Origin of the sequence: Cerasicoccus frondis (assembly GCA_031296915.1) — a bacterium.
Taxonomy (GTDB): Bacteria; Verrucomicrobiota; Verrucomicrobiia; order Opitutales; family Cerasicoccaceae; genus Cerasicoccus; species Cerasicoccus frondis.
Genome location: JAVDPC010000041.1, coordinates 15,387 through 40,734, shown reverse-complemented (window position 1 = coordinate 40,734; position 25,348 = coordinate 15,387). Strand labels below are relative to the sequence as shown.

At 55.2% G+C, this 25,348-nt stretch carries 23 protein-coding genes; 13 read left to right on the top strand and 10 right to left on the bottom strand.

What is annotated here, in order from left to right; translation table 11 throughout:
* The first annotated feature begins 331 nt into the window (after nt 1–331).
* The 12 genes from RBB63_RS21790 to RBB63_RS21735 all read left to right on the top strand — a co-directional run bounded on the left by RBB63_RS21790 (nt 332) and on the right by RBB63_RS21735 (nt 13,567).
* Nucleotides 332–928 (top strand): hypothetical protein, encoded by a 597-nt coding sequence (locus RBB63_RS21790; RefSeq protein WP_309387402.1) that lies wholly within the window; start codon nt 332–334, stop codon nt 926–928.
* A 935-nt stretch (nt 929–1,863) separates the two neighbouring features.
* The gene (locus RBB63_RS21785) at nt 1,864–4,746 is read left to right on the top strand and encodes an alkaline phosphatase family protein (protein ID WP_309387400.1); all 2,883 of its coding nucleotides are present in this window, start codon (nt 1,864–1,866) and stop codon (nt 4,744–4,746) included.
* A gap of 112 nt (nt 4,747–4,858) precedes the next feature.
* Nucleotides 4,859–6,073, top strand: coding sequence for an aspartate kinase (locus RBB63_RS21780; protein WP_309387398.1), 1,215 nt, complete (start codon nt 4,859–4,861; stop codon nt 6,071–6,073).
* A 93-nt stretch (nt 6,074–6,166) separates the two neighbouring features.
* A complete protein-coding gene (locus tag RBB63_RS21775) occupies nt 6,167–6,709 on the top strand; it encodes an antibiotic biosynthesis monooxygenase (RefSeq protein ID WP_309387397.1) in 543 nt (180 codons plus the stop codon).
* A gap of 716 nt (nt 6,710–7,425) precedes the next feature.
* Nucleotides 7,426–7,857: a type II secretion system protein gene (locus tag RBB63_RS21770; RefSeq protein ID WP_309387395.1), complete on the top strand. Its 432-nt coding sequence runs from the start codon at nt 7,426–7,428 to the stop codon at nt 7,855–7,857.
* Nucleotides 7,823–8,374 (top strand): prepilin-type N-terminal cleavage/methylation domain-containing protein, encoded by a 552-nt coding sequence (locus RBB63_RS21765; RefSeq protein ID WP_309387393.1) that lies wholly within the window; start codon nt 7,823–7,825, stop codon nt 8,372–8,374. The genes RBB63_RS21770 and RBB63_RS21765 overlap by 35 nt, the downstream gene beginning before the upstream one ends.
* Nucleotides 8,375–8,376: 2 nt before the next feature.
* On the top strand, nt 8,377–9,705 hold the full coding sequence (locus RBB63_RS21760) for a DUF7305 domain-containing protein (RefSeq protein ID WP_309387392.1): 1,329 nt from the start codon (nt 8,377–8,379) through the stop codon (nt 9,703–9,705).
* 20 nt (nt 9,706–9,725) lie between these two features.
* Nucleotides 9,726–10,259 carry a hypothetical protein gene (locus tag RBB63_RS21755; RefSeq protein ID WP_309387390.1) on the top strand — a complete coding sequence of 178 codons (534 nt, stop codon included), beginning with the start codon at nt 9,726–9,728 and terminating at the stop codon, nt 10,257–10,259.
* 463 nt (nt 10,260–10,722) lie between these two features.
* Nucleotides 10,723–11,160, top strand: coding sequence for a PulJ/GspJ family protein (locus RBB63_RS21750; protein WP_309387389.1), 438 nt, complete (start codon nt 10,723–10,725; stop codon nt 11,158–11,160).
* Nucleotides 11,126–11,683 carry a PulJ/GspJ family protein gene (locus tag RBB63_RS21745; RefSeq protein WP_309387387.1) on the top strand — a complete coding sequence of 186 codons (558 nt, stop codon included), beginning with the start codon at nt 11,126–11,128 and terminating at the stop codon, nt 11,681–11,683. The genes RBB63_RS21750 and RBB63_RS21745 overlap by 35 nt, the downstream gene beginning before the upstream one ends.
* Before the next feature lie 94 nt (nt 11,684–11,777).
* On the top strand, nt 11,778–13,016 hold the full coding sequence (locus RBB63_RS21740) for a DUF7305 domain-containing protein (protein ID WP_309387386.1): 1,239 nt from the start codon (nt 11,778–11,780) through the stop codon (nt 13,014–13,016).
* 17 nt (nt 13,017–13,033) lie between these two features.
* Nucleotides 13,034–13,567, top strand: a complete 534-nt coding sequence (locus RBB63_RS21735; protein WP_309387385.1) for a hypothetical protein — start codon at nt 13,034–13,036, stop codon at nt 13,565–13,567.
* Here RBB63_RS21735 and RBB63_RS21730 read toward each other — a convergent pair.
* From RBB63_RS21730 to pncB, 10 genes are all read right to left on the bottom strand, one after another.
* On the bottom strand, nt 13,508–14,413 hold the full coding sequence (locus RBB63_RS21730) for a hypothetical protein (RefSeq protein ID WP_309387384.1): 906 nt from the start codon (nt 14,411–14,413) through the stop codon (nt 13,508–13,510). The two genes, RBB63_RS21735 and RBB63_RS21730, sit on opposite strands and share 60 nt — an antisense overlap.
* A 152-nt stretch (nt 14,414–14,565) precedes the next feature.
* Nucleotides 14,566–15,126 (bottom strand): RNA 2'-phosphotransferase, encoded by a 561-nt coding sequence (locus tag RBB63_RS21725; RefSeq protein ID WP_309387383.1) that lies wholly within the window; start codon nt 15,124–15,126, stop codon nt 14,566–14,568.
* Nucleotides 15,110–16,198 carry an ADP-ribosylglycohydrolase family protein gene (locus RBB63_RS21720; protein ID WP_309387381.1) on the bottom strand — a complete coding sequence of 363 codons (1,089 nt, stop codon included), beginning with the start codon at nt 16,196–16,198 and terminating at the stop codon, nt 15,110–15,112. The genes RBB63_RS21725 and RBB63_RS21720 overlap by 17 nt, the downstream gene beginning before the upstream one ends.
* A 2-nt stretch (nt 16,199–16,200) precedes the next feature.
* Entirely contained in the window at nt 16,201–17,049 is an 849-nt protein-coding gene (locus tag RBB63_RS21715) for a TIGR02452 family protein (RefSeq protein WP_309387379.1), read from the bottom strand.
* A 9-nt stretch (nt 17,050–17,058) separates the two neighbouring features.
* Entirely contained in the window at nt 17,059–18,300 is a 1,242-nt protein-coding gene (locus RBB63_RS21710; protein WP_309387378.1) for a hypothetical protein, read from the bottom strand.
* A gap of 13 nt (nt 18,301–18,313) precedes the next feature.
* Complete coding sequence (locus RBB63_RS21705; RefSeq protein ID WP_309387377.1) at nt 18,314–18,886, bottom strand: NUDIX domain-containing protein; 573 nt, start codon at nt 18,884–18,886, stop codon at nt 18,314–18,316.
* Between the two features lie 68 nt (nt 18,887–18,954).
* The gene (locus RBB63_RS21700) at nt 18,955–19,509 is read right to left on the bottom strand and encodes a nicotinamidase (RefSeq protein WP_309387375.1); all 555 of its coding nucleotides are present in this window, start codon (nt 19,507–19,509) and stop codon (nt 18,955–18,957) included.
* A 215-nt stretch (nt 19,510–19,724) separates the two neighbouring features.
* Nucleotides 19,725–20,438 (bottom strand): NUDIX hydrolase, encoded by a 714-nt coding sequence (locus tag RBB63_RS21695; protein ID WP_309387373.1) that lies wholly within the window; start codon nt 20,436–20,438, stop codon nt 19,725–19,727.
* Nucleotides 20,428–21,399: a C45 family autoproteolytic acyltransferase/hydrolase gene (locus tag RBB63_RS21690; protein ID WP_309387372.1), complete on the bottom strand. Its 972-nt coding sequence runs from the start codon at nt 21,397–21,399 to the stop codon at nt 20,428–20,430. The genes RBB63_RS21695 and RBB63_RS21690 overlap by 11 nt, the downstream gene beginning before the upstream one ends.
* A 35-nt stretch (nt 21,400–21,434) precedes the next feature.
* Nucleotides 21,435–22,583, bottom strand: coding sequence for a nicotinate phosphoribosyltransferase (pncB, locus tag RBB63_RS21685; RefSeq protein WP_309387370.1), 1,149 nt, complete (start codon nt 22,581–22,583; stop codon nt 21,435–21,437).
* A 159-nt stretch (nt 22,584–22,742) separates the two neighbouring features.
* Here pncB and RBB63_RS21680 point away from each other — a divergent pair, with 159 nt between their 5' ends.
* Complete coding sequence (locus tag RBB63_RS21680; protein WP_309387368.1) at nt 22,743–25,295, top strand: circularly permuted type 2 ATP-grasp protein; 2,553 nt, start codon at nt 22,743–22,745, stop codon at nt 25,293–25,295.
* Nucleotides 25,296–25,348 lie beyond the last annotated feature (53 nt).

Here is a 25,348-nt window from a genome sequence, read left to right as displayed (position 1 = left end):
ATGCAAAAGAGCATGAATGGGCTCTCCGAAAAAGTACAGCTTATTTTGAGATAAACTTCGCTGACACCACACTAGAGCACTTTTCATCTAGATTGGCCGATCAGGCCGCGGGCTTATTTGGCCTAGCAGCCTGTTCGAACCGGTGTGCGTGAAAATGAATGCCACACAAGGCGGAGATGATTGAGCGGGCAACTCCAACCACCAATCGAGATTCACCCCACTCCAAATCCAGCGACAGGGCGTAGCCCACAAAAGGATGTCACCCCAGGCCTGACTTTTGTACTCGACTCTACGCAAGGCACTGCACTATTCATTACCGCCTAACTACTCTATGACTACTGCTAAAAGTGTTTTTTCTTATGGCTCCGCCTTGTCGAGTGTCGCCATCGTTGCAACGCCAGCTTCTGCCGCGATTGTGCAGTTGAGCTTCTCGCCCAACGCGGTGCCTTATTCGGGCGGCGGTTGGTTTGGAACCAGCGTCAACATCGACCAAATTCCGGGCGGCAATATTTGGCAGTATAATGATACGTATGGCCGGACTCTCGTCGTCAAATACACTTCTGTAAACGCCATTGCAGGCATCACGATGGTGGGCAAGGGCCAGCCATTGGGCTCATCCGATTATTTCAGTGGAGGCATTCCTGGTCCGCTATCTTATTACCCAAATGGGACCCACACCATCGGGTTTATCACCGACTCCAATCAGGTTGGCTGGATACGCATCGCCTTTGGCCCGCTGAGCACGACCATTCATTACCTTTACGGCGCATACAATGACACGCCCGGCGGCACGATTATCGCTGGCGTCGAAGGCGCTCCTATAATCCCGGAAACGTCCACCACCATCGCCCTGGCAGGCTTGTCGGCCCTCGCCATTGGCGTCGGCATTCGCGAAAAGCGCCGACGCAAAGCCAAAGTTACGGCGTAACCACACACGTCCTTAGAGGGCGTCTCTAAAAAATTGCCCTTCGACGGGCATCTCCCAGGTGCTTAAGCGCATTTTGCATGCCGCAAAATCGCGGATACGCTGCGCTTGAAATGCGCTACTCTTGATTGGAGCGCCGTTTTCGCGTGCGTAAGTCCTTGATGCCCAGCACGGATTATTAGTGAAAGCCACTCACTATTAAAATGCTCGTGCGTTCACTTTTTGTTTGTGATCAGGCCGAAAGCTGGTAGTGTTTTATTGATCACTCAATTCAGGCGTTACGCATCGCAGTAGCATAGGCGTCCCGCCTGTGCTCTACCCCATCTAACAGCACGCAAGCGTATCACCTGAGTGAAGCCACACTGCTTGCGTACTCAGCTAGTTGGAAGTCGGAACACAGGCGAGACGCCTGTGCTACCCAACCGCACTGCTCACCCCTCCTCACATTACCCACCCTCCCAACCTTACCCACCTTACAACCCCTACCCACATTACAACCCCATGAACTCCCCCCACAAACATCCGCCTTAGCGACCCGCGCCGAGGTATCCCAGTCGACGCCATGCGGGGCCATTCGGGCCGCGTGCATTGCGTGCCGGGCAAACGGGCTCATTCGCGGGCTGACTTGGTGACAGCAACCAGTCCGCGACGCCCAGTTTTTGTCCGATCCACCCTTTGCACGACGCCCTATGCCAGCCTGGTCAGCGCAGCGTCGACGTGCGAGCGACAGAGTTTGTCCGTCGCTCCGGCCGGCGGCCCCTGAGCCGCCTGCGCCCTACCTGCGCCTCGTCCTGGCGAGCGGGCGGGTAAGGCAGTGTTCTTTGATATCAATTCGAGGCGGATTTACCCCCCCCCGGCCCCCAACCGAAGAGCGTTGTTTGTTGACGTCCGCCAAGGATGTCGCGGGAATGTTGCTCTCGCTATTTCCTCAAACTACGATGCCTGATTCACACAAAGTGCTACTGGTCGGCTGGGACGCCGCCGACTGGAAAATGATTCACCCGCTGATGGACGCCGGCTTGATGCCCAACGTCCAGAAACTCGTCGAAGAAGGCGTCATGGCCAAGCTCCACACGCTGTCGCCGGTTTTCTCGCCGATGTTGTGGACGTCCATTGCGACTGGTAAGCGCCCTTACAAGCACGGCATCTACGGGTTCACCGAACCGACCCCCGACGGCAAGGCCGTGCAACCCGTCACCAACCTCTCCCGTAAGACGAAAGCCGTCTGGAACATCCTGCAGCAAAACGATTTGCGCTCACTTGTCATCGGTTGGTGGCCCAGCCACCCAGCGGAGCCGATTGACGGCGTCATGGTGTCCAACCACTACCAACGCGCCCCCAAGAGCACGGATCGCAATTGGCAAATGGCGCCGGGGACAGTCCACCCGCCGGAACTTGAGGAAGAGCTGTCCGAAATCCGCTTTCATCCGCTGGACATTAAGGAAGAGCACATCCGCCCCTTTGTGCCGAACGCGCATGAAGTCGACCAGGACAAGGACCGCCGCCTGGATTCGCTCGCGCGCATGATTGCCGACGCCACCACCATCCAGAACTGCGCCACCCACCTGCTGCAAGTCGAGGAATGGGATTTTGCCGCCGTTTACTTCGACGCCATCGACCACTTCGGCCACGGCTTCATGAAGTATCATCCGCCGCAGCAGAAGTTTGTCAGCGACCAGGATTTCCACCTTTACCAGAACGTCGTCGCTGCGGGCTACGTTTACCACGACATGATGCTCGGGCACCTCATGGCGCACGCTGGCGAGGAAGCCACCGTCATCCTCATGTCCGACCATGGGTTTCACCCGGACCACCTCCGGCCCCAAGCGATGCCCAACGAGCCCGCCGGCCCCGCCGTCGAACACCGAGATCTCGGCATCCTCGCCATCCGCGGCCCCGGCATCAAGCGCGATGAGATGATTCACGGCGCCAACCTACTGGACATCACCCCAACCATCTTGACGCTCTTTGGCCTGCCCGTTGGAAAGGACATGGACGGACGTCCGCTCAAGGACATCTTCACCGAAAAAGTGAAGCTGGAGACCATCCCAAGCTGGGACGAAGTGCAGGGCGACGACGGCCGCCACCCCGCTGACAAAGCGATGGACGCCAATGAAGCCCGCGAACAGCTCGATCAGTTGGTTGCCTTGGGCTATATCGAAAAACCGCAAGGCAACATGGAGGAAAACGTTCGCCGCACTCAGCGCGAACTCGACTACAACCTCGGCATGGCCTACATGGATGGCAACCTCTATGGCGAGGCCGCGCCGATCTTTGCCCGTCTCTACCGCAACGATCCACTGGAGTTTCGATTCGGCGTGAAGCTGGGCCTGTGCCTGCACGCCGTTGGCGCCTATTCCGACTTGAAACGGTTGACGCCCAATCTGCGCGCCCTTTGGCAACGCTCCGCCGAACGCGCCAAAGTCCGCCTGCTCGACATTCGTGAAATTGGCAAGCAACGCCGCAGCACACTTGGTCTTTCCGATCAGGATGAGGCAAAATCCGACAAGCAAATCTTCAACGAGAACGAGCGGCGCGCCATCAAAGGCATCCGCGCCATGGCCAAAGGCGACCCTTACATTATCGATTACCTGGACAGCCTCGTCGCCATCGCCACCGAAGACCACGAGACCGCGCTCCGCCTGCTCAGCCAAACCGCCGATTCACAAAACCAATCGCCAGGCTTTTTCCTGCAAACCGGCAACGCACAACTGAATCTGGGCAACCTGGCCGAAGCGCAACGCAGCTTTGACCGTGCGCTGGAGCTGGATTCCGACAACCCGCAAGCCTACCTCGGCAAAGCCCGCTGCTTCCTCAAAGAGGAAAATTACCCGATGGCTGCCGAAGCTGCGCTATCGGCTATTTCGCTGAAGTATCAGTTCCCTCCCGCTCACTTCTTCTACGCCAAAGCCCTGACCGGTCTTGGCCGTCCGCAGGAAGCCATTGAGTCGCTTAACCTGGCCATTGAGCAAAATCCGAATTTCCCGGAAGCCTTTGTCGCCCTGGCCGAAATCATGAAGGAGCTCAAGCAGCCTATCCTCGTCGAGCAGTATGAGAAGCGCGCTCAGCAGCTCAAAAAGCTTCAGCGGCAAAAGGAAGACGTTTCCATCGTCGGCGAGCTTCCCAGCATGTCGGATGACGAAATTGACGCCGCCCTGCCCAATCTACCGCCATCGCCCATGGCCCACATGGATACGCCGCTCGCCGTCAAGCCAGACGCAGCGCAAAAACCGGCGCCAGACGCGCCTTACGTGACCATCGTCAGTGGGCTGCCGCGCTCCGGCACCTCGATGATGATGCAAATGCTCGCCGCAGGCGGCGCGGCCATCATGCAGGATGATCTCCGCGAGGCCGACGAGAACAACCCGCGCGGTTACCTCGAATACGATCCGGTTAAGCGGCTCAACCAGGACAATCAATGGCTCGGTGAAGCATCAGGCAAGGCGCTGAAAGTCGTCTCCCCCCTCCTCCCCTACCTGCCTCAAAAAGTCGCCTACCGCGTGATCGTCATGGAACGCGATCCGGCGGAAATCGTCGCTTCGCAGCGCAGCATGCTTGATCGCCTGAAAACGGAAGGCGGCAAGCTCAACGACGAGCAAATCATCAAGTTCGCCCAACAGCAAATCGCCCAAGGCAGGGCCATGCTCGCGGCGCACGGCGTCGCGACGCTTTATGTGCAGTTTCAGGAGGCCATCGACAATCCCGCTGCCGTTTCCCAGCAGGTCAACGCCTTCCTGGGAGGCCACTTGGACGAATCCGCCATGGCCGCCGCCTCCGATGCATCACTGCACCGCGAACGCAGCCCAAGCAAAGCTAAGTAGTCGCTGAGCATTACATCCCGCGAGCAAGGCCCCCTCGACCAGCCGATGCGCTTGTTTTTGGTTGTAATGGTGGGGGGGATTCGTGTTTGCTTTGCGGCTCTTTACAAAACCCATGGCGTTAATTGTGCAAAAATACGGCGGCACCTCCGTGAAGGACGTGGACCGCATCCAAAATGTGGCGCGCCGCATTAAGGGCTTCGTCGACCAGGGACACCAGGTCGTCGTGGTCGTGAGCGCGCGTGGCGGGGTGACCAACGAACTCGTGGACCGCGCCAAGCAAATCAACCCCCAACCCGCCGAACGCGAGATGGACATGCTGCTGGCTTGCGGCGAGCAGGAAACCATCGCGCTGACCGCCATGGCGCTCCACGCCCTCGGCCAGCCCGCCGTGTCCCGCCTCGGACACCAAGCCGGCTTTGTCACCGACGGTGAGCACACCCGCGCCCGCATCATCGACATTACTGGCGGCGACATCCATGACCGCCTCGCCTTGGGCGAAGTCGTCATTGTGGCCGGTTTTCAGGGACGCAATGATCAGGGCGAGATCACCACGCTGGGCCGAGGAGGCAGCGACCTCTCCGCCGTGGCGCTGGCCGCTGGTCTCAAGGCCGACCTTTGCCAAATTTTCACCGACGTGGACGGCGTCTACACCGCCGACCCTCGCGTCGTGCCCAACGCCCGTAAAATTAACGAAATCAGCTACGAAGAAATGCTGGAGCTCGCCTCGATGGGCTCCAAGGTCATGCAGGCGCGCTCCGTGGAGTTTGCCCAGAAGCATGGCGTCATCTTCGAAGTACGCAGCAGTTTTAATGACCAACCCGGAACCATCGTGAAAGCAGAAGTCCCCTCTATGGAAGACGTCGTCGTGAGCGGCGTTGCGCTGGATAAGAACCAGGCCAAGATCACCGTTAGCGACCTGCCGGACAAACCCGGCATGGCGGCCCTCGTCTTTAAGTCCCTCGGCGAAGCCAATGTAGTCGTCGATATGATTGTTCAGAACGTCGGTCGTGGTGGCGCGGCGAACCTTACTTTCACGGTCCCCAAGGACGACGTCCACCGCGCAACGGGCGCCGTAGAAAAGGTGCTCGCTCAAACCGGCGGCGGCACCGTCAACTACACGGGCGACATTGCCAAGCTGTCCGTCGTGGGCGTAGGCATGCGCAGCCATGCCGGCGTTGCCGCAACCCTCTTTGACATCCTCGCCAAGCACAGCGTGAACATTCAGATGATCTCCACGTCGGAAATCCGTATTTCGGTGGCAATTGATCTTGAAGACGCGGCCAAAGCAACCCAGGCGGTGCACGATGGATTTGGTTTAGGCGCTTAACGCGCCTTAAGATTAAAGTGAGTAAATTAAAAATTAAAGTGCAGCGGTCTAAAGGTTACTTTAATTTTTAATTTTGCTCACTTTAATTTCCACATGCCCGAACCCGTCACCATTTTTGTCTCCCGCACCGCCAAGCCCGGCAAAGAGGCCGAACTTGAAGAATGGTTGCGCGAAGTGCGTGAGGCGGCGGCGGCGTTTCCTGGTTATGTAACCAGTCGTTGGCTGGAAAACGAGGATGGCCACAAGCCGGGCGAGTTCGAGGTCGTCTTCACATTTGATTCTGCGGAGAATTTCACCCACTGGTGTGAATCCCCCGAGAAAAAAGCGCTCTATGAGCGTGTGAGTGAACTCGTGACCGAACAGAAAATCCGCAAAGTCAGTGGGCTGGAGCCTTGGCTAAACCTACCAACGCCACTCCTCGAACCACCTCCGAAATGGAAAATGTTCGTATTGGCGTTTCTCGGGGTTTACCCAACGCTCAACGTAGTCTTTTTCTTCATGATGCCTTGGGTCCGCGATCTGCCAATGTGGCTACGTCTCTTGTGCACAGTGCCCGTGATTAGTGGACTGATGACCTTTCTGGTCATGCCCCTTCTTGCGCGTCTTTTTCATCGTTGGCTTTATCCAACAAGCTAAAGCATTTTCCGTTTGAATTGCCTGCTCTGGTGGGAGTGAAGCGCAAAGCGGAGGCGATTGAGCGGGCCACAAGTCCGTGGTTGAATCTCCAACATAGCGACCATTCATTTGCGCTCCAAGCCTTCAACCGTGCGCTTTCGCGCGCCAGCGTCATTGGCTTTTCGCTCTCAGCCTTCTGGTCCACCTCGCTTCTCGCACCTTGCTGGACGCACAAAATCAGAGCAGCCTGGACAGAAAGTTAAAACTGAAATTGCTCTAAGCAAAGAGAGCTGCCTATCGCACTCTGGAATGGTTATTTCCAGCGACGTAGTACACGCGTAAAGCTACAACAAAGCCCCATAAAACCAACCGAATAAAACAAAATAACTGGCTTAAAAAAACAGCACTATCAATAAGCCAATAAGAAATCCTTCGATCACAAAAACAGCTCCTACACGCTCTACATTTTCAACATAAATGAACCAATCCACGATGCACTGTCAGTTTCATAACCCACAGCTACAGCTCCAGCAATCGATAAGCCATATTTAGATACTATCCAACGACTTACAATTTCAATAGCTTCGCCAAATAGAGCCAAACGGCCCCAATACATTCGCAATTTTCAGGAAAGTCAATTCTACACCTTAGTGCATTCAGGGGACTATGAACTAAAACTCTACATTTACATAAAAAAACTGCTTTTACATGTAATATAATCCTTTAATATAGAACTCATGAAACGCACGAAAACCCACAAGAAAAATGCTTTCACCCTTGTGGAGCTGATTGTGGGTATGGCTTTGGCTGGCATGGTTTTCGCCGGCGCATTTAGCGGCATGAAAACCGGGTTCGACATTGTAGAACAAGCTCGTGACCAAGCCCGTGTAACCCAGCTACTGCAATCTGAAATCGAGCGGCTACGCACCCTCAATTTCAATGATATCTCCAGCCTTCCGCCCTCCTCCGCCATCTCCCTGGAAGGTTCTCTGGCGAATGCATATCGCAATCGCTACTCCCTCAACCGCGTCATCAAGGCCGATGGCCTTGATCGCGTGGAAGTCACCGTGACTGCCAATTGGACCAATAGCGGCCGCAGTCGAGAACTCAGCATGAAGACAGGATTTACCCGAGATGGCCTCAACGACTACTACTACCGCGCGTTCTAATAAGACAAAGGGCTTTAGCCTCATAGAGATGCTGATCGTCACCACGGTGCTGGGCTTCTTCGTGATGATCGCCACCAGTTCAATGCTTTCCCTCTCCCGGAGTTCAAGCTCCCTCATTAACTATCAGGCTATGAATGAGGAATCCCGGCTCATGCTGGAACAATTTGCCCGTGACTTACGCTCCGCGACCCAAGTCATCAACGCGACTGACACAGAGCTGGAAATTGTGACCAGAACCTCAAGTGGCGGAGCACAAACCGTTACCTATACCTACAACGCCAACGCAAGCGTGCTCTATCGTCAAGTAGGCGTCGGCGTGCGTGAGATCATCCTGAGCGATGTCAGCGCGTTCGACTTGGACTTCTACACTTTTCGCGGCAACACGACCAACACCCCCATAGAAACCAAACGGGTGCAGATTGAAGCCATGATGGAGCGCAGCGTTCTCTCGACCAAGAATACGAACCACATCATCTCGGCACAATTCGTCTTAAGAAACCACCGTGTAAACAGCTAGCCATGCCCTCTCTCTCCCTCAAGCCTCCCTGCCACAACCAACACCGCGGCTCAGTCGTCATCGCGGTATTAATCATGGCCATCATGGTGGTCACCACAGTGAGTCTCTACCTGCGCAACGCCGTTCAGGAAATGAAATATGCAGAGCGCACCTTCGCCCTACAGCAATCCATCAACCTTGCAGAGATGGGAGCAGAAGACGCCTTCCTGGCAATCAACACAGACAACTGGAGCGGCTGGTCTGAGCTCGCTCATGATTGCTTTTACCGCAACTACTCGACAGAGCATAGCGGGGAACAGATCTATGTCTACGTCGATAGGACGGACCATTCCGATATCTGGATGACAGCTGGCAGCGAAATCGACGTCACGGGAAACAGCGTTGAAAAACAAATCTATATCCGGCTCGGTTACCGCAGCCTGTTTCAAAATGGACTGACTGCCAAAAACAACATCATCATGAACGGCAATCAGATCAAGGTCGACTCCTACAACAGCGATAAAGGGCAATATCACCACACCAATAATCGCAACGACAACGGATCAGTCGCCAGCAGGAGCGTTGAGGTTGACTCAGTCGTTGTGCAAAACGCGGACATCTTCGGCTATGTCGCCACTGGCGGCAGCGAGCCGAAGGTTGGCTCTCAAGGCTCCATTACTGGCTTTGATACGCCGAATGGCGTCCAGATCGACAGCAACCGCGTATCCACCGACTTTTACGCAGACCTCCCCGACGTCACCATGCCAGTCAACACCGGCGTAATGACCTCGCTAAGCTCCTATTTTTTAGGCTCCAGTGGCAGCTCAACCAACTACCTACTCAACGGGCTCAACATAAAAAACAACACGGCGCTCTACGTCCTCGGTCAAGTCGGCTTAGTGATTGATACCGACATTACCATCGGCGGCGACCTAATCGTGTTCCCAGGCGCGAAGCTCACACTCTATCTGAAAGGCGACGCCAACATCAGCGGCCTCGGCATTGTTAACCTCAGCGGCAAACCGGAGAATCTCGTCATTTACGGAACCGCCACCCAAGACAAGGGCCAGACAATCAGGCTCTCCGGCGCCGCCGCAATGGCGGCAGTCATTTATGCGCCGAACGCCGAAATGGAACTCAAGGGCGGTGGCAACAACAAGGGTGTGTTCTACGGCGCAGTCGTCGCCAAAAACATCTCCATTAAAGGTAACTACGACTTCCATTATGATGAGGCGTTAAAAGATTTCTCTCCGGACAAAACCTACCAGATGCTGGAATGGCGCGAACTCTCCGCCGCCAAGGACCGCTATCCACTTAAATTTCCAGACTCGCTGGTTTCCTACAAACAATAATCTCAACAAAGCCTCTCGCCATGTCCCAAATGCTCGCCCGCTCTCACAGCAATCGCCCGAGCAAAACCGCAGTAGGCTCAGCAATCGTATTGCTTGCCGCGACACTGATGGCTCTGGCAACAGTCCGCGCCTATCATAACTTCCAGGCACATCAAGCACGTGAAACCTGGTTGGAGCACGCACTACAGGGCTATGCCAATGTAAGGGATTTCTGCGCCGACCGCCAAGTATTTGGCATTTTAGAAGAAACCCCGCCGCTCGTTCGTTTCTACCTCAATGAAGAGGGCGTTTTCGAAAATACTTTTGCGGACTGGCGAATCGATAGCGATGGCCAACGCGTGATTTACCGCTTGGAAGTGCAGTTCCAGGAGTTTGATCAAGAAACCATCACCCGGTTGGCCACGCTCGATAGCTACATCGACGATGGCGATTTGTTCAACGGTCAATTTCTTCTCACCAAGAGCGGTTTCGCCTGCACCCTACCGGGGCCACTCAAAGCCAACGAAAAGTTGACTTCCCTCGCTGCGGCAAAACCACAAATCAGCTCAATTTAGCCAGCAATTCAACATGGCGATAGCGGGAAACCCGCTTGGATAAAGGGCTTACGGCGCTTCGTTGTAATTTTCGCGAAAAACCGCGAAAATCGCCATACAGTTTGCAACCAACAAAAGTCACTCGGAATAGAAAAAATTCAGGCTTATATATAAGTCACCTAATGATGAATTTAATCCCCTTCTAGTCATAATCCATTAGGCGCATTCGATTACGCCTTGTTTGCTGCTAAGTACATTCATGGAGTTTTTAAAAGCAAGAACCCCCATCCCCTAGAAGCCTCATAAACAGAGGAATTTTTAGAAATTTAATAGCCAAAATTAGGGTCATTAAACCCTAATACATAAGCTCATTCGATCAAAAGGAGTAAAATCCCCTAGTATATTTCAGGACTGATCGACGAAATATTATGACTAGCTCATAATTCCGCTTTTTTAGCGAATTAATTAGCGTAAAATAATAGTCATGAATCAGTCAAATGACAGTAAAAGCAAAAAAGGCGGCTTTACGCTGGTTGAGCTGATCATTGGCATGGCGCTGGCAGGCATCATCTTCACCGGCGCCTTCAGCGGTATGAAGACTGGCTTTGACATTGTGGAGGAAGCCCGCGACCAAGCGCGCGTGACTCAGCTACTCCAATCCGAAATCGAACGCATGCGCACGCTAAACTGGACGGATATTTCCGCCCTTCCAGCCAAGGAAACGATTGCCCTTGAAGGCGCTTTAGCCAGCACCTACCGCAATCGCTATTCGTTCATTCGGACGATCGCCGCCAACGGCTCCGACCGAGTTCTGGTAACCGTAACCGCCTCATGGACCAACAGCGGTCGTGATCGCACTCTCACCATGACAACAGGATTTGCACAAAATGGACTATACGACTACTACTACCGGGCTTTCTAAGCCACGACAAGCTAAGGGATTCAGCTTGGCTGAGGTCCTCATTGTCACTGCGCTCATGGGATTCTTCGTCATGATCGCCACCTCTTCCGTTGTGGCGCTCTCACGCAGCTCAACTGCGATGATCAATTATCAGGACATGAACGAGCAAAGTCGCATCATGCTGGAGCAATTTGCGCGAGACCTTCGTTCGGCGACCAACGTGAACTCACTCAGCGACACCTCGATCAGCATTGCCACCGTCACTTCAAGCGGCGCAACACTACAAGTAACCTACACTTACAGCAGCAGTGCTGGTCTGCTTTACCGTCAGGTTGGCTCCGGAGTGCGCGAGATCATCCTCGATGACATCGTCGCCTTCGACATGAACTTTTTTACTTTCCGTGGTGACCCAACCACCAACCCGATCGAAATCAAACGCGTCCAACTCGAAGCCATGATGGAACGTAGCGCATTGGCCACCACGAATACCAATTACATTATCTCCGCGCAATTCGTTCTGCGTAATCACCGAGTCAGCATATAAGATGCATTGTTTCAACGACAGTCATACACGCATTTTTTCTGCACGAGAAAAGCACCAAGGATCGGCCGTTCTCGCGATGCTCTTGATTGCGATTATGATCGTATCAACCGTAACGCTTTACCTGCGGAATGCGGTGCAGGAAATGAAATACTCGGAAAGAACGTTCGCGTTGCAGCAGTCGATCAACCTTGCGGAGATGGGAGCGGAGGACGCCATTTGGGCGATGAACAATGATGATTGGTCAGGCTGGACCGAGCTTGCCTCGGACCGCTATTACCGCAACTACAGGCCATCCGGCAATGAGGACAACGTCTACGTCTACATCGATACGCAGGTAAAATCCAATGTATGGCTCGCAACCGGCAGTGAAGTCACCGTAACCAGTGGTTCAGTAGAAAAGCAGCTCTATATTCGCCTCGGCTACCGCAGTATGTTCGCCAATGGACTGACCGCCAAAAATCAGGTGCTCATGAACGGCAACCAAGTCAGTATCGACTCTTACGACAGCACCAATGGAGCCTATAACTCTGCCACCAATTATAACGACGGCGGTTCAGTCGCCAGCACCAGTGTGGAAGTCGACTCTGTGTCGATTCAAAATGCCGATGTCCTGGGCTACGTGTCCACCGGTGGCGCATACCCCAAGGTCGGCTCCCAAGGTTCCATCAAAGGGTTCAATACGCCCAACGGCCAAAAGATCGACCCAACTCGTGTAGCTCAGGACTTCTATGCGGAGTTTCCCGACGTCTCAGTCCCCTCGACCAGCGGCGCCCATTACAGCGTAAGCGGCTCGACGATGGGAGCCTCAGGCTTGGACACGACCTATGCATTTTACGATATGACTATCGGCAGCAATTCCACACTTTATGTCGAAGGCAATGTCACCCTCGTCGTTGCAGACGATTTACGCGTCAGAGGTCAAATGATCCTGATGCCTGGCGCCACTTTGAAAGTCTACGTCAAAGACGATCTGGAAGTCGGCGGCAACGGCATTCTCAATCTCAATGGCAAACCAGAAGACTTACAAATCTACGGTACCGCGAACTACTCGCAGGACATCGACCTACATGGCAATGGCGCGCTCAACGCCGTTGTCTATGCCCCCAACGCCAACCTCGCCCTGAAGGGCGGAGGCAACTCTGGAGTATTCTACGGAGCCGCCGTTGCCGAGAGCATCGAAATAAAGGGCAACTACGAATTTCACTATGACGAGGCCCTCAAAGATTTCTCCCCGGATAAAACTTACCAAATGTTGGAATGGCGGGAGCTGACGGCTGCGAACGACCGCTATCCGCTCAAAACGCCAACTTCACTGACTACCTACACACCATAAGCCAAGGAGACACTACCATGACACGCATCATTAACCACGCACCTAATCCGCAAAACCAAAAGCGTCTCTTTATCTTTAGCTTTGCCCTGCTGACCATTGTCGCCATCGCCGCTGCCGCCGCCAAGGCAGGCATGGCTGCGCATGCTTGCCAAGACCGCGAAAGCTGGATCAACAGCGCATACCAGGGCTACCACAACGTGAAAGCATTTTGCTCCAACCGGGAAGTCTTCGGGTTTCAGGAAGAAACGCCCCCCATCGTACGCTTCTACCTGAATGAAGATGGCGCTTTCAACTCGACCTTCGCAGACTGGGAGATTTCACACAATGGCAACCGGGTCGTCTACCAGCTTGAGGTGCAGTTCCAAACATTTGACGACGAAATGCTCACGCGCATCGCTGAGCTAGATAACCGTATCGACGATGGCGACCTCTTCAGCGGCTCCTTCCAACTCACCATGAGCGGCTTTTCCTGCACGCTCCCTGGCCCGGCATCAACGCGAGAACAATTCGTTGGCCACTTCCCGGCTAAGACGGGCGTAAACTCGATCTGAGCCTACTTCGTACACCATCTGCGAGCCATCGGGCCAAAGCGTAAAGTAGCCATCCGTCACCGTCAGAAAATTATCTTTCCGCCACTGCTCTACGTTGCCCAGCCCAGACGCAAAAGAGAACTCTGATCGCTCGTGCGCCTTGGCGTCCAAAACCTGCGGACGCATTACTTGCAATGTTTCATCCTGCGCAATCACCTGCCAGCGCAAATCCGCATGGACTCGTTCAAAGGCCGTGCTGCCCAGCGTACCCTCAATGTAAAGCCAGCCCGCATGCTCCACGCAAGTTGCGTCCTGATACGCGAAAGGCAGCGCCAACCCTTCAGGCATTTCCTCGGACGTAGCTAACACGACCGGTTTTAGTTGAGCGGACACATACAGCGCCGCCAACACCGCAACCCAGGCTAACAAGCCAATGCCCAACGCCAAGTAAAGCCGCATAGGTTTTGGCGCAGGCGCTTCGGCTTGCTTGACGGACTTAGACTTAGCCACACCCTTCGTGATTTTTTTTATCGTCTGCGGAAAAATGCTTTCCGGAGCAATGTCCAGCTCAATGGTTTCAGTAACCCGCTCTTCTGGCTCCATAGGCAGCACCGGCTTTTGCTTCGGATCAACCCCGAAACCAGACAATGCCAATGGGCCACTCAGCGTCCAGCGGTCATAAAACACCACCAGCTCTCGCACATCGTCCTCCACGAGCACAGGTCGAATGTGAAACTCATCGCGAAGGTCTGCAGGCAGGGATTTCAACCGCGCTTCCGCCCAACGAACATTCCGACTAGCAGCAACGGCTTGGTGATCATATGCCTTTTGCTTGTCACGCAGGATAACGTAAATTTCACTTTTCACTTTGAATCATGAGGATAGGCATTCCGCGCTCCGGGGCAATCTTATCAATCATGGAATATCCCTGAGCCGCCATCGGCAAATTCCCTTAAAACTGACTGCCGCCATTTGGCCACGATGACCCAAGGCGATGGACACACGGCAGCTTGAACTCACTAACTTCCATCAACTTCATCTGGAAATCTCAAATACTGCACAGCAACGGAATCAGTCAGCCAGACGCCATTTTGCGAAAGGTAGAATACATGGCCGTCACGCAGCATTGCGGCGGTATTCACCGTCAAAATTAAAGGCTTACCATGACGTAAACCGACCTTCATCGCCGTCTCCAGATCATCGGATAAATGGACATGCTGACGAGACTGCTTAATCAATCCCTGTTCACGGATCGATGCTTCAAACCGCGTCGCAGTGCCATGGTATAAAACAGCGGGCGGCGACGTGGGCTCCAACGCCAGATCCACCTCAACCGAGTGCCCTTGATTCGCGCGAATGCGCAGGCCATCTTCGCTGAAGGCGAAACGTTTTTTGTCATTCGTGTCCACGATGGCTTGCAAACGCGCACGAGAAATGCGGCGCCCCTTTCGACTCAACAGGTCGAGCAGGACATCAACTTCGGCCCAACCTTGCGGGTCCAGTTTAAGCCCAATTTTCTCCGGTTCGTGCCGTAAGATCAGGCTCAGGTATTTACTGTCTTTCTTAAAATTGTCGTTCATTGGATTCAGTAGCTTTAGCGGCTTTTCGCCTTTGCAGAAACGGCGCACAGCGCAGCAACGCATGGAAAAGCACGATGGTTAAAAAGAATAGATTTCGGATTAAATGCAGTGGCGGCCAAGTTTGACGAACAGGCGCATCATCTGCCAATTTAACCGCAGTTTCAGTGAGATAATCTGCGGAGTACGGCCAATCTACAATACCTCGCTTCCACGCTTCGGGAATGGCCATCTCCCCCAGCTCAGCACCCATCATTGCCCCCGCAATAGCCGCGACGGAGTCAGTATCGCCGCCCAGGTTCAGCACATCATTAAGCATGCCAGCAAAAGCGTTTTCACGCCGACGCCAAAGGATAAATGCGTAGATCGCGACGGGCACAGTGTGGTAGGTGTAGCCCGAAACCCCGTCATGCAAACCAAGTCGATCAGCAAACTCTGCTACGGTTACTTTGCATTGCAAAGCGTCCTCAATTTCAGCCCATAGTTTGGGCCACTCAACGCCCTCGTATTTGGCTAAGTTGCACAACTTCACGCGCAAGTCTTCGTCACTGCCGCCTACGGCGCAATAAGCCACAGCCAACGCCCCGACCAATGCCTTCGGGTCTGTGTGAGTGATCTCCGTCGACGCTTTCACATAGGCATCGAGCAACGCTGGTTGATCCGCAAAATAGACCCCGAAGATTGCACTGCGCATCGCCGGTCCATTCCCCGCAGAGAACACCCCGCTCCGACTGGGCGGAAAGCCCAACCATAGCTTGAAGAGGGCGCGCCCAGTCGCCATGCCGATGCCTGCCGGCAGTGTGAGCAGCCACCAACGGAGACGCCAGCCAAAGCTACGTTGAAAGCGCCCCACATCTGTTGGATAACGAGACAGCGCCTGCGCGACCATCAGTGTATGCTCGGTGTCGTCACTAAGCATGCCTTTGCCCCCAATAAATGCATGTCGCCAGTTATCCGTCCACCCGCGTCGCGCTATGCCTGTGCGCGAAATTCCTTCTGCGGGCAGCCCCAGTGCATCGCCAACCGCACAGCCCCAGATGACGCCGGCTAGTCGTTGTTTTCGTGTGTGGTTCATCGTTAACGACTTTGGGGTGCTAGCGCCGTAGCAAAGGCAGTGAAAATATCACTCGTTGCCGTATGGTCTAGAACGGAAAACAACACCTCTTGGAACGCGCCGTGATATGCACCACCCGGGCGAAGCGCCTGCCCAAAGAGATCGGCCACTATCTCAGGTTTATTGCGGAAAACACCGCAACCCCAAGCGCCAAGCACCAACGCCTCGTGCCCCTCTCGAGCGGCAAACGCCAGCACTTTATCAATGCGCTGCTCGAATGCCGACGGGATCTGATCTACCTCTTGCGGCGTGTTCTTGATCACTGCGCCGGCATTCGGGGCCGGGCAGGTAATGAAGTCCACGCAGTATGGTTTCTCAAGCAACGTTCCAGCATCATCGAGAAACACCGGACATTGCGGCGAATGGATCAGGTAGTCGGTGTAAAGGCACGACTTCATTGCGCGATGCCGCGTATAATAATCGCCGCAAGTTTCCAGACTCGCGTAGAGCGCGGAGCTGCGGGCGAGGGATTCCTCCTGCGCCTGCGAGCCACCCAAGAATCCGCCGCCAGGATTTTTCGCGGACGCGAAGTTCAGCACGCCAACACGCTGATAGCCTCGCACCTCGACCAAACGACGAGCGCCCTGCAACGTCGTTTCATTGACCACGGTAATCGGCATTCGCGTTCTGTCCGTCACCTCAGTAGATGGTCGTTCTATCGGCTCTTCCGGAGGCACGGCAGAGGTATGCGCGAGGCAATGTTCGAGCTGCGATTGGATGGAAATTGTTTGGCCGGACGGCGCCGTGTAGCTGCCGTCGGCGATGATCTGGAGCGTCTGTTGCGCCAGCTTAATGCGTTCGTTACGATTCATTTTCTTGTCTTAGTTTTCTTGCAAGTGGAGACGCGTGTCCGCGTGTCCATCGATGCGAATTACTTTGTCTGGCGCACGTTCCTTTTCGGCGACCAAGACTTGGGTTAGGTCCACGCCAGCGGCCCGCATGCCCTCATACAGCTTGAGGCGGTCGGCGTGTTGTTCCGCTTCCCGGCGGACCTCGATATCGTTCAAGGCCTGCTGGTGATTACGTTCGGTTTCGAGCTCTTCCGCATGCTGACGAAGAGCCCGCGTGTGTTCGAGCTGTTTGAGCTCGCGCTCCTGATCTGCAGTCGCACGCTGGAGCCGACGCTGGTGCTCGGCAGCAGCGTCATCTTCTTTGCGCCGCTGAGCCTGTCGTTCGAGATCGCGCGCTTGTTGCAGATCAGCAAGAGCTTGCTTCTGCGTTTCCGTTTCTGCCTCTAGCGCGAGTCGGGTGCGGGTCTCGATCGCGTTGTCATGCATGGCCTGAAGCGTCGGGTTAGCCAGGTAACCACGGTAGGCCACCTTGGTGACACGATAGCCCATACGTTCAGCGCGCTTCATGAGCTGCGGGTATGTTTCGAGTTCGTTCAAATGCCGGGTGTTGCCCTTGAATTGATCGAAGGTCTTGTCCGCAACGAAGTCCATAATGTCGGCCGTGATCGCATTAATAAAGTCCGCAATTGGGTCGTGCGTCACGTCAAGCATACGCTCGATATCGACCAGCTCAAAGAAAAGCATGAGCCGCACATCGATTACTGCTTCGTCCCGCGTACGCACTGCCTCGACTCGATAATACATCTGGTCGGGCGCCGTGCGTAGCTTGCGAAACTTGAGCGCGCCTGGGCGTTTTTTATCGTGCTCCACACCGTCGCTGCCGTGCCACTGGAAGTCCTGCACCCATTCGTTGGCTTGCGGGAAATGCAACGCAGGGCCGCGCACCACCTCGCGGTGGACGCCACCGCCTTCAGCTTCGTTATAAGTCACCAGCGCTTCGCCACCGTCGATTTCAATAGCCTGCCGAACCTCGATTTTCTCATGAACTACGGGATCGAGGAATTCAATGCCCGGCCCGCGAATATGCCGCGTGTCTCCATTTTTGAACTGCACGCGGATGTACTCATTCGGCTGCGCCGTGAACGGCAACAGGTATTGAACGCGTCGGTTGAGCGTGAAGATCCGCTGGGGACCAGTTTCGATGGTGTAGTTGCCATCAGCGCGCCAAACGGCAGCCTGCTGACCTACTGCAAGTGTATGAAAGAAGATCATTTTAATTAAGTCCTTATAGTGGAAATTTATTATTTTGGATATACTGATAGACGAGCGGCCAAAGGCGCCCGCAGATGTGCTCAGGCGTGTCAAGCATCTCACGTAGTTGCTCAATCGTCACCGCCTCAACCTGAATGGCTTCTGCCGTTTCGAGCTGCTGACCGCCACCAGGCCGAGCCTCAACGAACACGTAGCAAAACGTCTCGTCGGTTAGACCAGCGGAGGATGGCAGTGCCGGGCTGACATCGAGCACCTTGGCAACCTCATAACCCGTCTCCTCTCGGAGCTCGCGGGCAGCAGCTTCCTCGGGGCGCTCGTCGGCATCGATCAAACCAGCGGGAAAGGCAATCTGCCAGCCGCCAAGCGGAATCCTAAACTCACGCACGGTGATGAGCTTCACGCCAACCGGCGTCTGCACAAACGGAACAATGATCACCACGTCCGCAGTGTGCGTCGCGCTAGGCTGCTCCTTGCGGGAGCAATAGAGCCACCGCGTGGCCTGCCCGCGAATGGACGCCTCGGCCTCCACAAGCCTCAGCCATTTGGCGTCGTGCACAATCGTCTGCTTAGTGATGGTGTTCTTCATGATGATTGAATGGTGTGGGTTAATATTAGTTAGCGCTTAAATTAGGTAGTTTCGTATACGGGAAATTTTCAATCGATGACCACAACTCCTGCTTCGCGCATGGCGTTCAAAGCGGCGGGAACGTCGTTGGGTTTAAGTCCTACTCCACGGCAACCTTTAAGCAAAACACGGGTGCGAAATCCGGCCTTGGTCACGGCGTCAATCGCGGTCGCGCGGACGCAGTAGTCCGTCGCGATGCCTACGATGTCGACCGCTTCAATCCGACGCGCCCGGAGAAGCTCGGCGAGGCCGTTCGTTTCACCATGTTCATTGTAGAAGCCGCTGTAGCTGTCCACATGAGCGTCAAAACCTTTGCGAATCACCACATCGACGTGAGCATCATCCAAATGGGGATGCAGCTCAGCTCCCGGCGTACCCGCCACACAGTGCGGAGGCCATTGCGCGAACGAAACATGGTCAGCGGGATGCCAGTCTTGCGTCGCCACCACGAGTGCATACTCCTCGCTCGCCGCAAGCTGGTTGATCACGGGCAGCACTTCATCAGCCCCCGCTGCCCCCAGCACTCCGCCCGGCATGAAGTCGTTGTTTAAATCAATAATGATCAGTGCAGTCGTGTTTTTCATAGTGCCTTCCTTTTAAAGTGTAAAAAATACACATATAGCAATCACGTCAAGCCTAAGTGTAAATTTTACACATTAAAATTCAGACGAACGACGCACGCACCCAGAAAAACCAATATTGGATTCAACTTGATATGATACTCAGACCGATTCTTGAATCTTACGACGATGACACACGCTGGTAGGACAGAACCTTCGCGGTCAAAGCCTAAGCAAAGCTACACTTCGAAACTGAAGCCCTCGTCTTTGAGGCGAGCATACTGCTCCTGATCAAAACGATAGAGTTGAGTCGGTTTTCCCCGGGTGCTGGGCACGGTTTTTGTGGGGATCAACAGTCCGGTGGACTTGATTTTCTTGTAGAAATTGCGGCGATCCAACTCCTGCCCCAGAATGACATCATAGATCGTTTTGAGCTCGGAGAGGCTGAACTCTTCGGGGAGCAGACTGAGACCAATCGGCTCATACGAAAGCTTGCCGCGCAGGCGCTGAAGCGCCATGTCGACAATCTGCTGATGGTCGAACGCCCATTGCCCTTCGGGTAGTTTATCGATGTGGAACCACTGCGCCGTACGTGAATCGCTGCCCCAGATCAGCGGTCGGTCCGTCTGCTCGATCAGCGCAAAATAGCTGATGCTGAATGCGCGCTCACGGGGATCACGCCCGGGGTCGCCAAAAGTGTAAAGCTGCTCCAAATACTCGACCTTGAGGCCTATGTCCTCTTCGAGCTTGCGCAGGCAAGCCTGCTCCGGCGTTTCGTTTTCCAAAATCGGTCCGCCCGCCAAGCTCCAGCAATCTTCATACGGCTCCTGTGCCCGCATCAGCAGCGGCACATAGATCGCATTGTTGATGTAGCCAAAAATGACGCAGTCAACGGAGACCACGAACTTGGACAGTTGGAAGGCGGGCTTGGATTTCTTTTTGCTAGGCAGCATGATCGTGAAAGATACGGGGCGTGTAGACTGTCATATCATTACGCCTTGGCCGGGCGATTACGTGTTGTGCCGTGATCCCTTGAATGACGCCGGGGTCAGTCAGCGCATAGAGCAACTTATCGTCGCTTGGCATGCTGTCGTCGAGCATTTCCGCATAGGCGCTCAACGTGTCAAAGCGACCACAGCTCGTCTCAGTCAGCACGTTGGCGGTGGCGGCGCCGGCATCGACATCGGTCCAATAATTGTTAGTGGTGACCAATGCGCGATCCCCATCGGCACGCCGGTGTTCATACTTGGTCGGCGTTCGCTCAATGACGACGCGTTGGTCATTGTCCACACCAACGACTGTCAGCAAGCAGGCGGCCATCAGCTTTTGCCGGGAAAGCATCGCCACGGCCTCATCAAAGGAGCGCGCCACATCGAGCACCTTCCGTAGAAAGAGCATCACCGGATAGCCAGATTTACAAAGCCCCTCCGTGCTCCATACAGCATTTAAGGCGAACGCAAAACCACGGCCCGAGAGTCCGGTTACCACGCCCAATGCGCCCGGCCAACCAGCAACCGAATACACACGCCGCCCAGCTTTTTCTCCGTGAATCAACCAAGTGTGCCGGGCCAATAGATCCTCCGGCCAGAAGTCCATATTACGCGCCAACACCGGTCCTTCGTCCGTGGCAATAGCAGCTGTCGAACAACCCCAAGTCATGAGTTCGTAGGCCATGCCCGCCATCATGCCCAGCCGCCAATCAAGACCCAGTAATTTGCTCAGCGCTTTCAGCTCGCAGTTGTAGCGAAACTGCGTTCGCACGTTCACCCAATGCGCCAAATGAATAGCCTTGGGAGCGGCTTCCAAAATCTGCCGCGACACCTCTCCCAACAATTCATTTGCCGTCGCGGCCAACACCTCGCGATGCGACGCAAGACGCTCATGCATCGGAGCGCCGAGATCGAAAGAGAGCACAGGGGCCGGTTGCCAGGTTGAGTGAGCCGAAGACATTAAGCTGCTTTGATGTATTTCATGGCCGCCGTAACCGCATCACGAGCGCCGCAGGCTTTTTCAGGATTGTCGCTGAGCTTCGCGACTTTGCGGCCGTTGATTTCATCCAGCTTGATGACAATGCTTAACGCTGGGCTGTTGGCAAAATCATTTGTAAAATGTGTCCCAATACCAAAGCTGATCGGGATTCGCCCGGCCACATGCTGCTGAATAGCAATGGCCTTCTCGACGTCCAGGCTGTCACTGAAAACAATACGCTTGGTCAGTGGGTCAATCCCCTCTTTCGCATAGAAATTCAACACGCGATCGGCAAACGTAATTGGGCATTCGCTATCGTGGCGTAAACCTGCATAGGCATTTGCGAGCTCTCCGCGAAAATTATCGAAGAACAGATCGGTCGTGTAAGTATCCGTTAGCGCAACGCTAAGCTGGTCGCCATACACTTCACGCCAAGCCTGGAGGGCATGGGCGTTTGCACGCTCTACGCCATGTAGCCCAGCGTACCCCATGATCCACTCATGCGCCATCGTGCCCACCGGCGTCATCCCGTATTCTTTGGCGAAGTGGACATTACTCGTCCCCGCGCAGTGGACGCCTGTCTCATTGAATGCTCGGATCACCGTTTCCTGCGTCGCGTAATTGCGCCGACGCCGCGTGCCAAACTCAATGAACTTGGCGCCGTTTGCGGTAAGACGTCTCCCCTTGGCCATGGCCCGCGCGTGGTAATCAGTTAAATTTTGATCCCATTGCTGGTCGATTTCGCGGAAGTAGTGCTGACTAACCATGGCCAGCAATGGAACCTCCCACAGGATCGTGTCTACCCAACCGCCAACGACTTCCAGGCCAAGTTGACCATCGCGCAAATCGAACTGCACGTGATCGGCGCGCAGTTGGAAGTCCGCCAAAAAGTCAACAAACTCAGCTTGCATGAATGGCAGCTCCCGCAGGAAAGCCAGCTCATCCTGAGCAAAGCGAACATTAGCCAATTCCTGAACTGCCTCGCGCAGCTCCGCGATGTCCCGCTCCTTAAAGGGCAGCCGCGGGCGTCGGTTGATGAAGCGATAACGCACTTGCGCGGCGCGCTGCTTCAGCCACACGGCTTGCATCATCGTGAATTTATAAAGGTCGTTGTCCAGTAGAGTTGTCATGGCGTAAGCTTTTATTGTGTCTAATTTACAGTTTATAAAAACAAAGTCAATGCGCGAACCAGAAAATAATCATCGAATCTAACGTTCAACCTGGTAACGATAATTTCTCCGCAATCCTCCTTGTGCTCCCGCACAATAACGTCGATATTCGGCGCGATCATGCTCCAAAGCGCTGACCACAAGGACCATTTTCGCGATTACGCTTCGACCCCGAGGGACGAGGCGTTTGGCGGCGCAGCCGTGGCCAGCCCCTACAAAGCCATCGTTCAGGCGCTCAACGAGTGTAGCCAACACGAGCTCAAGACGCGTCAACAGCGACTCGACCGCGCCGCCGCCGAGCTCGGCATTCAGTTCGCGATGCCCGGCGAGCGCAGCCGCGAAGGCATCGACTGGAAACTCGACCTCTTCCCCCGCGTCCTGTCCGCCGAAGACTGGGACGTAATCTCGCGCGGCGTCATCCAACGAGCCCAGGCTTTCAACGACTACATCAGCGACATTTACCACGAGCAGAAAATCCTCAGCGAGCGCGTCCTTCCTTTTGAGCTGCCGTTGCGCGACCCAGCATTTCACCGTTCATTTTCGGGGATTGAATCCCATGCGGGCCGCTACTGTCTGACGGGCGCGTTTGACCTCGTGCGCATGCCCGACGGTGAATGGCAGGTGCTGGAGAACCAGCTCGCGACGCCAATCGGCGTGTCCTATATCCTGCAAAACCGCCGCCTCTTGGCGCAGTGTTTTCCTGAGCTATTCGCGACAATGAATGTGGCGCCCGTCGCCTCGTTTTCGACCTATCTCGCTGAAGCGCTCCGCGCACAGACCGATGTCGCCAACCCGAACATCGTGCTCCTGACCCGAGGCGAAACGAACCAAACTCACTTCGAGGAAGGCTTCCTCGCGCGGCACATGGGCATCTCCGTCGTACGCCCGGCGGACCTGCTGGTGCGCGATAGCCATGTTTACCTGCGGACCATTCGCGGGCTGGAGCGAGTGGACGTTATTTACCGCCGCGTGGAAAGCTCCACCGTAGACCCCGTCGCCACGCCGGGAGGAAACTTCGAAGGCGTTCCCGGTCTCGTCAATGTGCTGCGCAAGGGCAATGTTTCCATCGTCAACGCCCTCGGCGCCGGCGTTGCCGACAACCGCGCCATCCTGCGCTACAGTGACCGTATTATCGGCTACTACACCGGTCGTCGGCCAATTCTCCCGACTGCGCCCACCTACCATTTGAGCGACCCGGATCAACGCGAATTTGTCTACGAGCATGCCGACTCCATGATCCTCAAACCCGTCCAGGACCACGCTTCCCTGCGTCAACGTCTAGGCTGGAAAGGCCTGCTCGACACCCCCGCCGACGTGCTCCGCCTGGCCAAGCATCATCCGGAATACTGTGTTGCCCAGCCAATCATTTCACCTTCGCAATTGCCCCGCTTCAGCGGAGGCGAGTTTGCGCCGCACACTGTTTTCATGCGCGCGTTTTTCATTCTCGGCGAAGACCCAATTGTGCTGCCCGGCGGCTTAACGCGCCAGACCTCGCGCCACCACCGCTCCGGCCGTTTGTCGATCAACGCTGAAGGCATGAAGGACACCTGGGCGCCCGCCGAGGCCATCATCGATCAGGATGTGCCAATCACGCCAACCATCACCGGCGAACGTATTTCCATTGGCAGCCGCACGGCCGAGGCGCTGTATTGGGCGGGCCGTTACCTGAACCGCGCCGAAAACACCGCGCGCCAATTCAACACCCTGGAAAACCTGCGCTGGGATCAGCTCGGCCTCATGGACCAGCAAGCCTACTGGCCACTGCTTCAGGCCATCGCCGCCGCAACCAGCCACACGAAATACGCCAAGCGCAAGAAGCCGCCGCGCGACACCTTGAAGTTTTCCACGCAATTGGTGCTCGATCCATCGGAGGCCGCATCGGTCAGCTCATGCGTGTTATCGGCCCAGTTTAACATCGGTTCTGTGCGCGCCGCAATCAGCCCAGAATGCTGGCAGACGCTGCGCGAGCTGGTCATTTACCTGAACAACCAATTCCGGGGCCGCACCAGTCGGAGTCGTTTACGCGAAACCAGCGATCGCGTGGTAAGCGAAGTGGCGCGTTTCCACGGGCTAGCCGAGCGCACCATGCTGCACGATGACGCCTGGCAGTTTTACCGCATTGGCGGATTCCTCGAACGGGCGCTTGGCGTGCTTTATCTGTTAGAGGTCGCCCTGCCCCGCGCAGCCGAAACCTATCGCGCCGACGACGAGGAAAGCACGGACCTGACCGCGCTCCTGCGCCTCAACGCCTCGCTCGACGCCTATCGCCGCGAGTATCGATCCCGTGCATATCTGGATCGCGTGGCGCGCCTACTATTGCTGAGTCCAAACAATCCCAGTTCCGTTAACTTCTGCCTGCGCAACATACGTTATGCGATTGGCACGCTGAGCATCTCGGGCGAACGCGATGTGGGGGAAGGCGTTGTAGCCGGCATTGATGCGCTGATTGACTACCTGGAGGCGCTGCCGATCAACAGCATGTTCCCCTCCCCCGTGCCCGGTCTCGATGCTGGCGGCGTACCGGAAGAGGCCCCGCGCGTGCGACCGGACCTAATCAAAAAACAGCTCAACGCGCTGACCAAAGAATTTGAAAAACTGCACGAGAACATCGAAGACGTTTTCTTCAGCCATCAGTATGTTTACGCCCGCTCACCGATGTTGTTCGAATCCTAAATCGAACGTGCATTCGTGCTTGGTTCTTAGTTCTTGGTTCAGATAATGCGCGC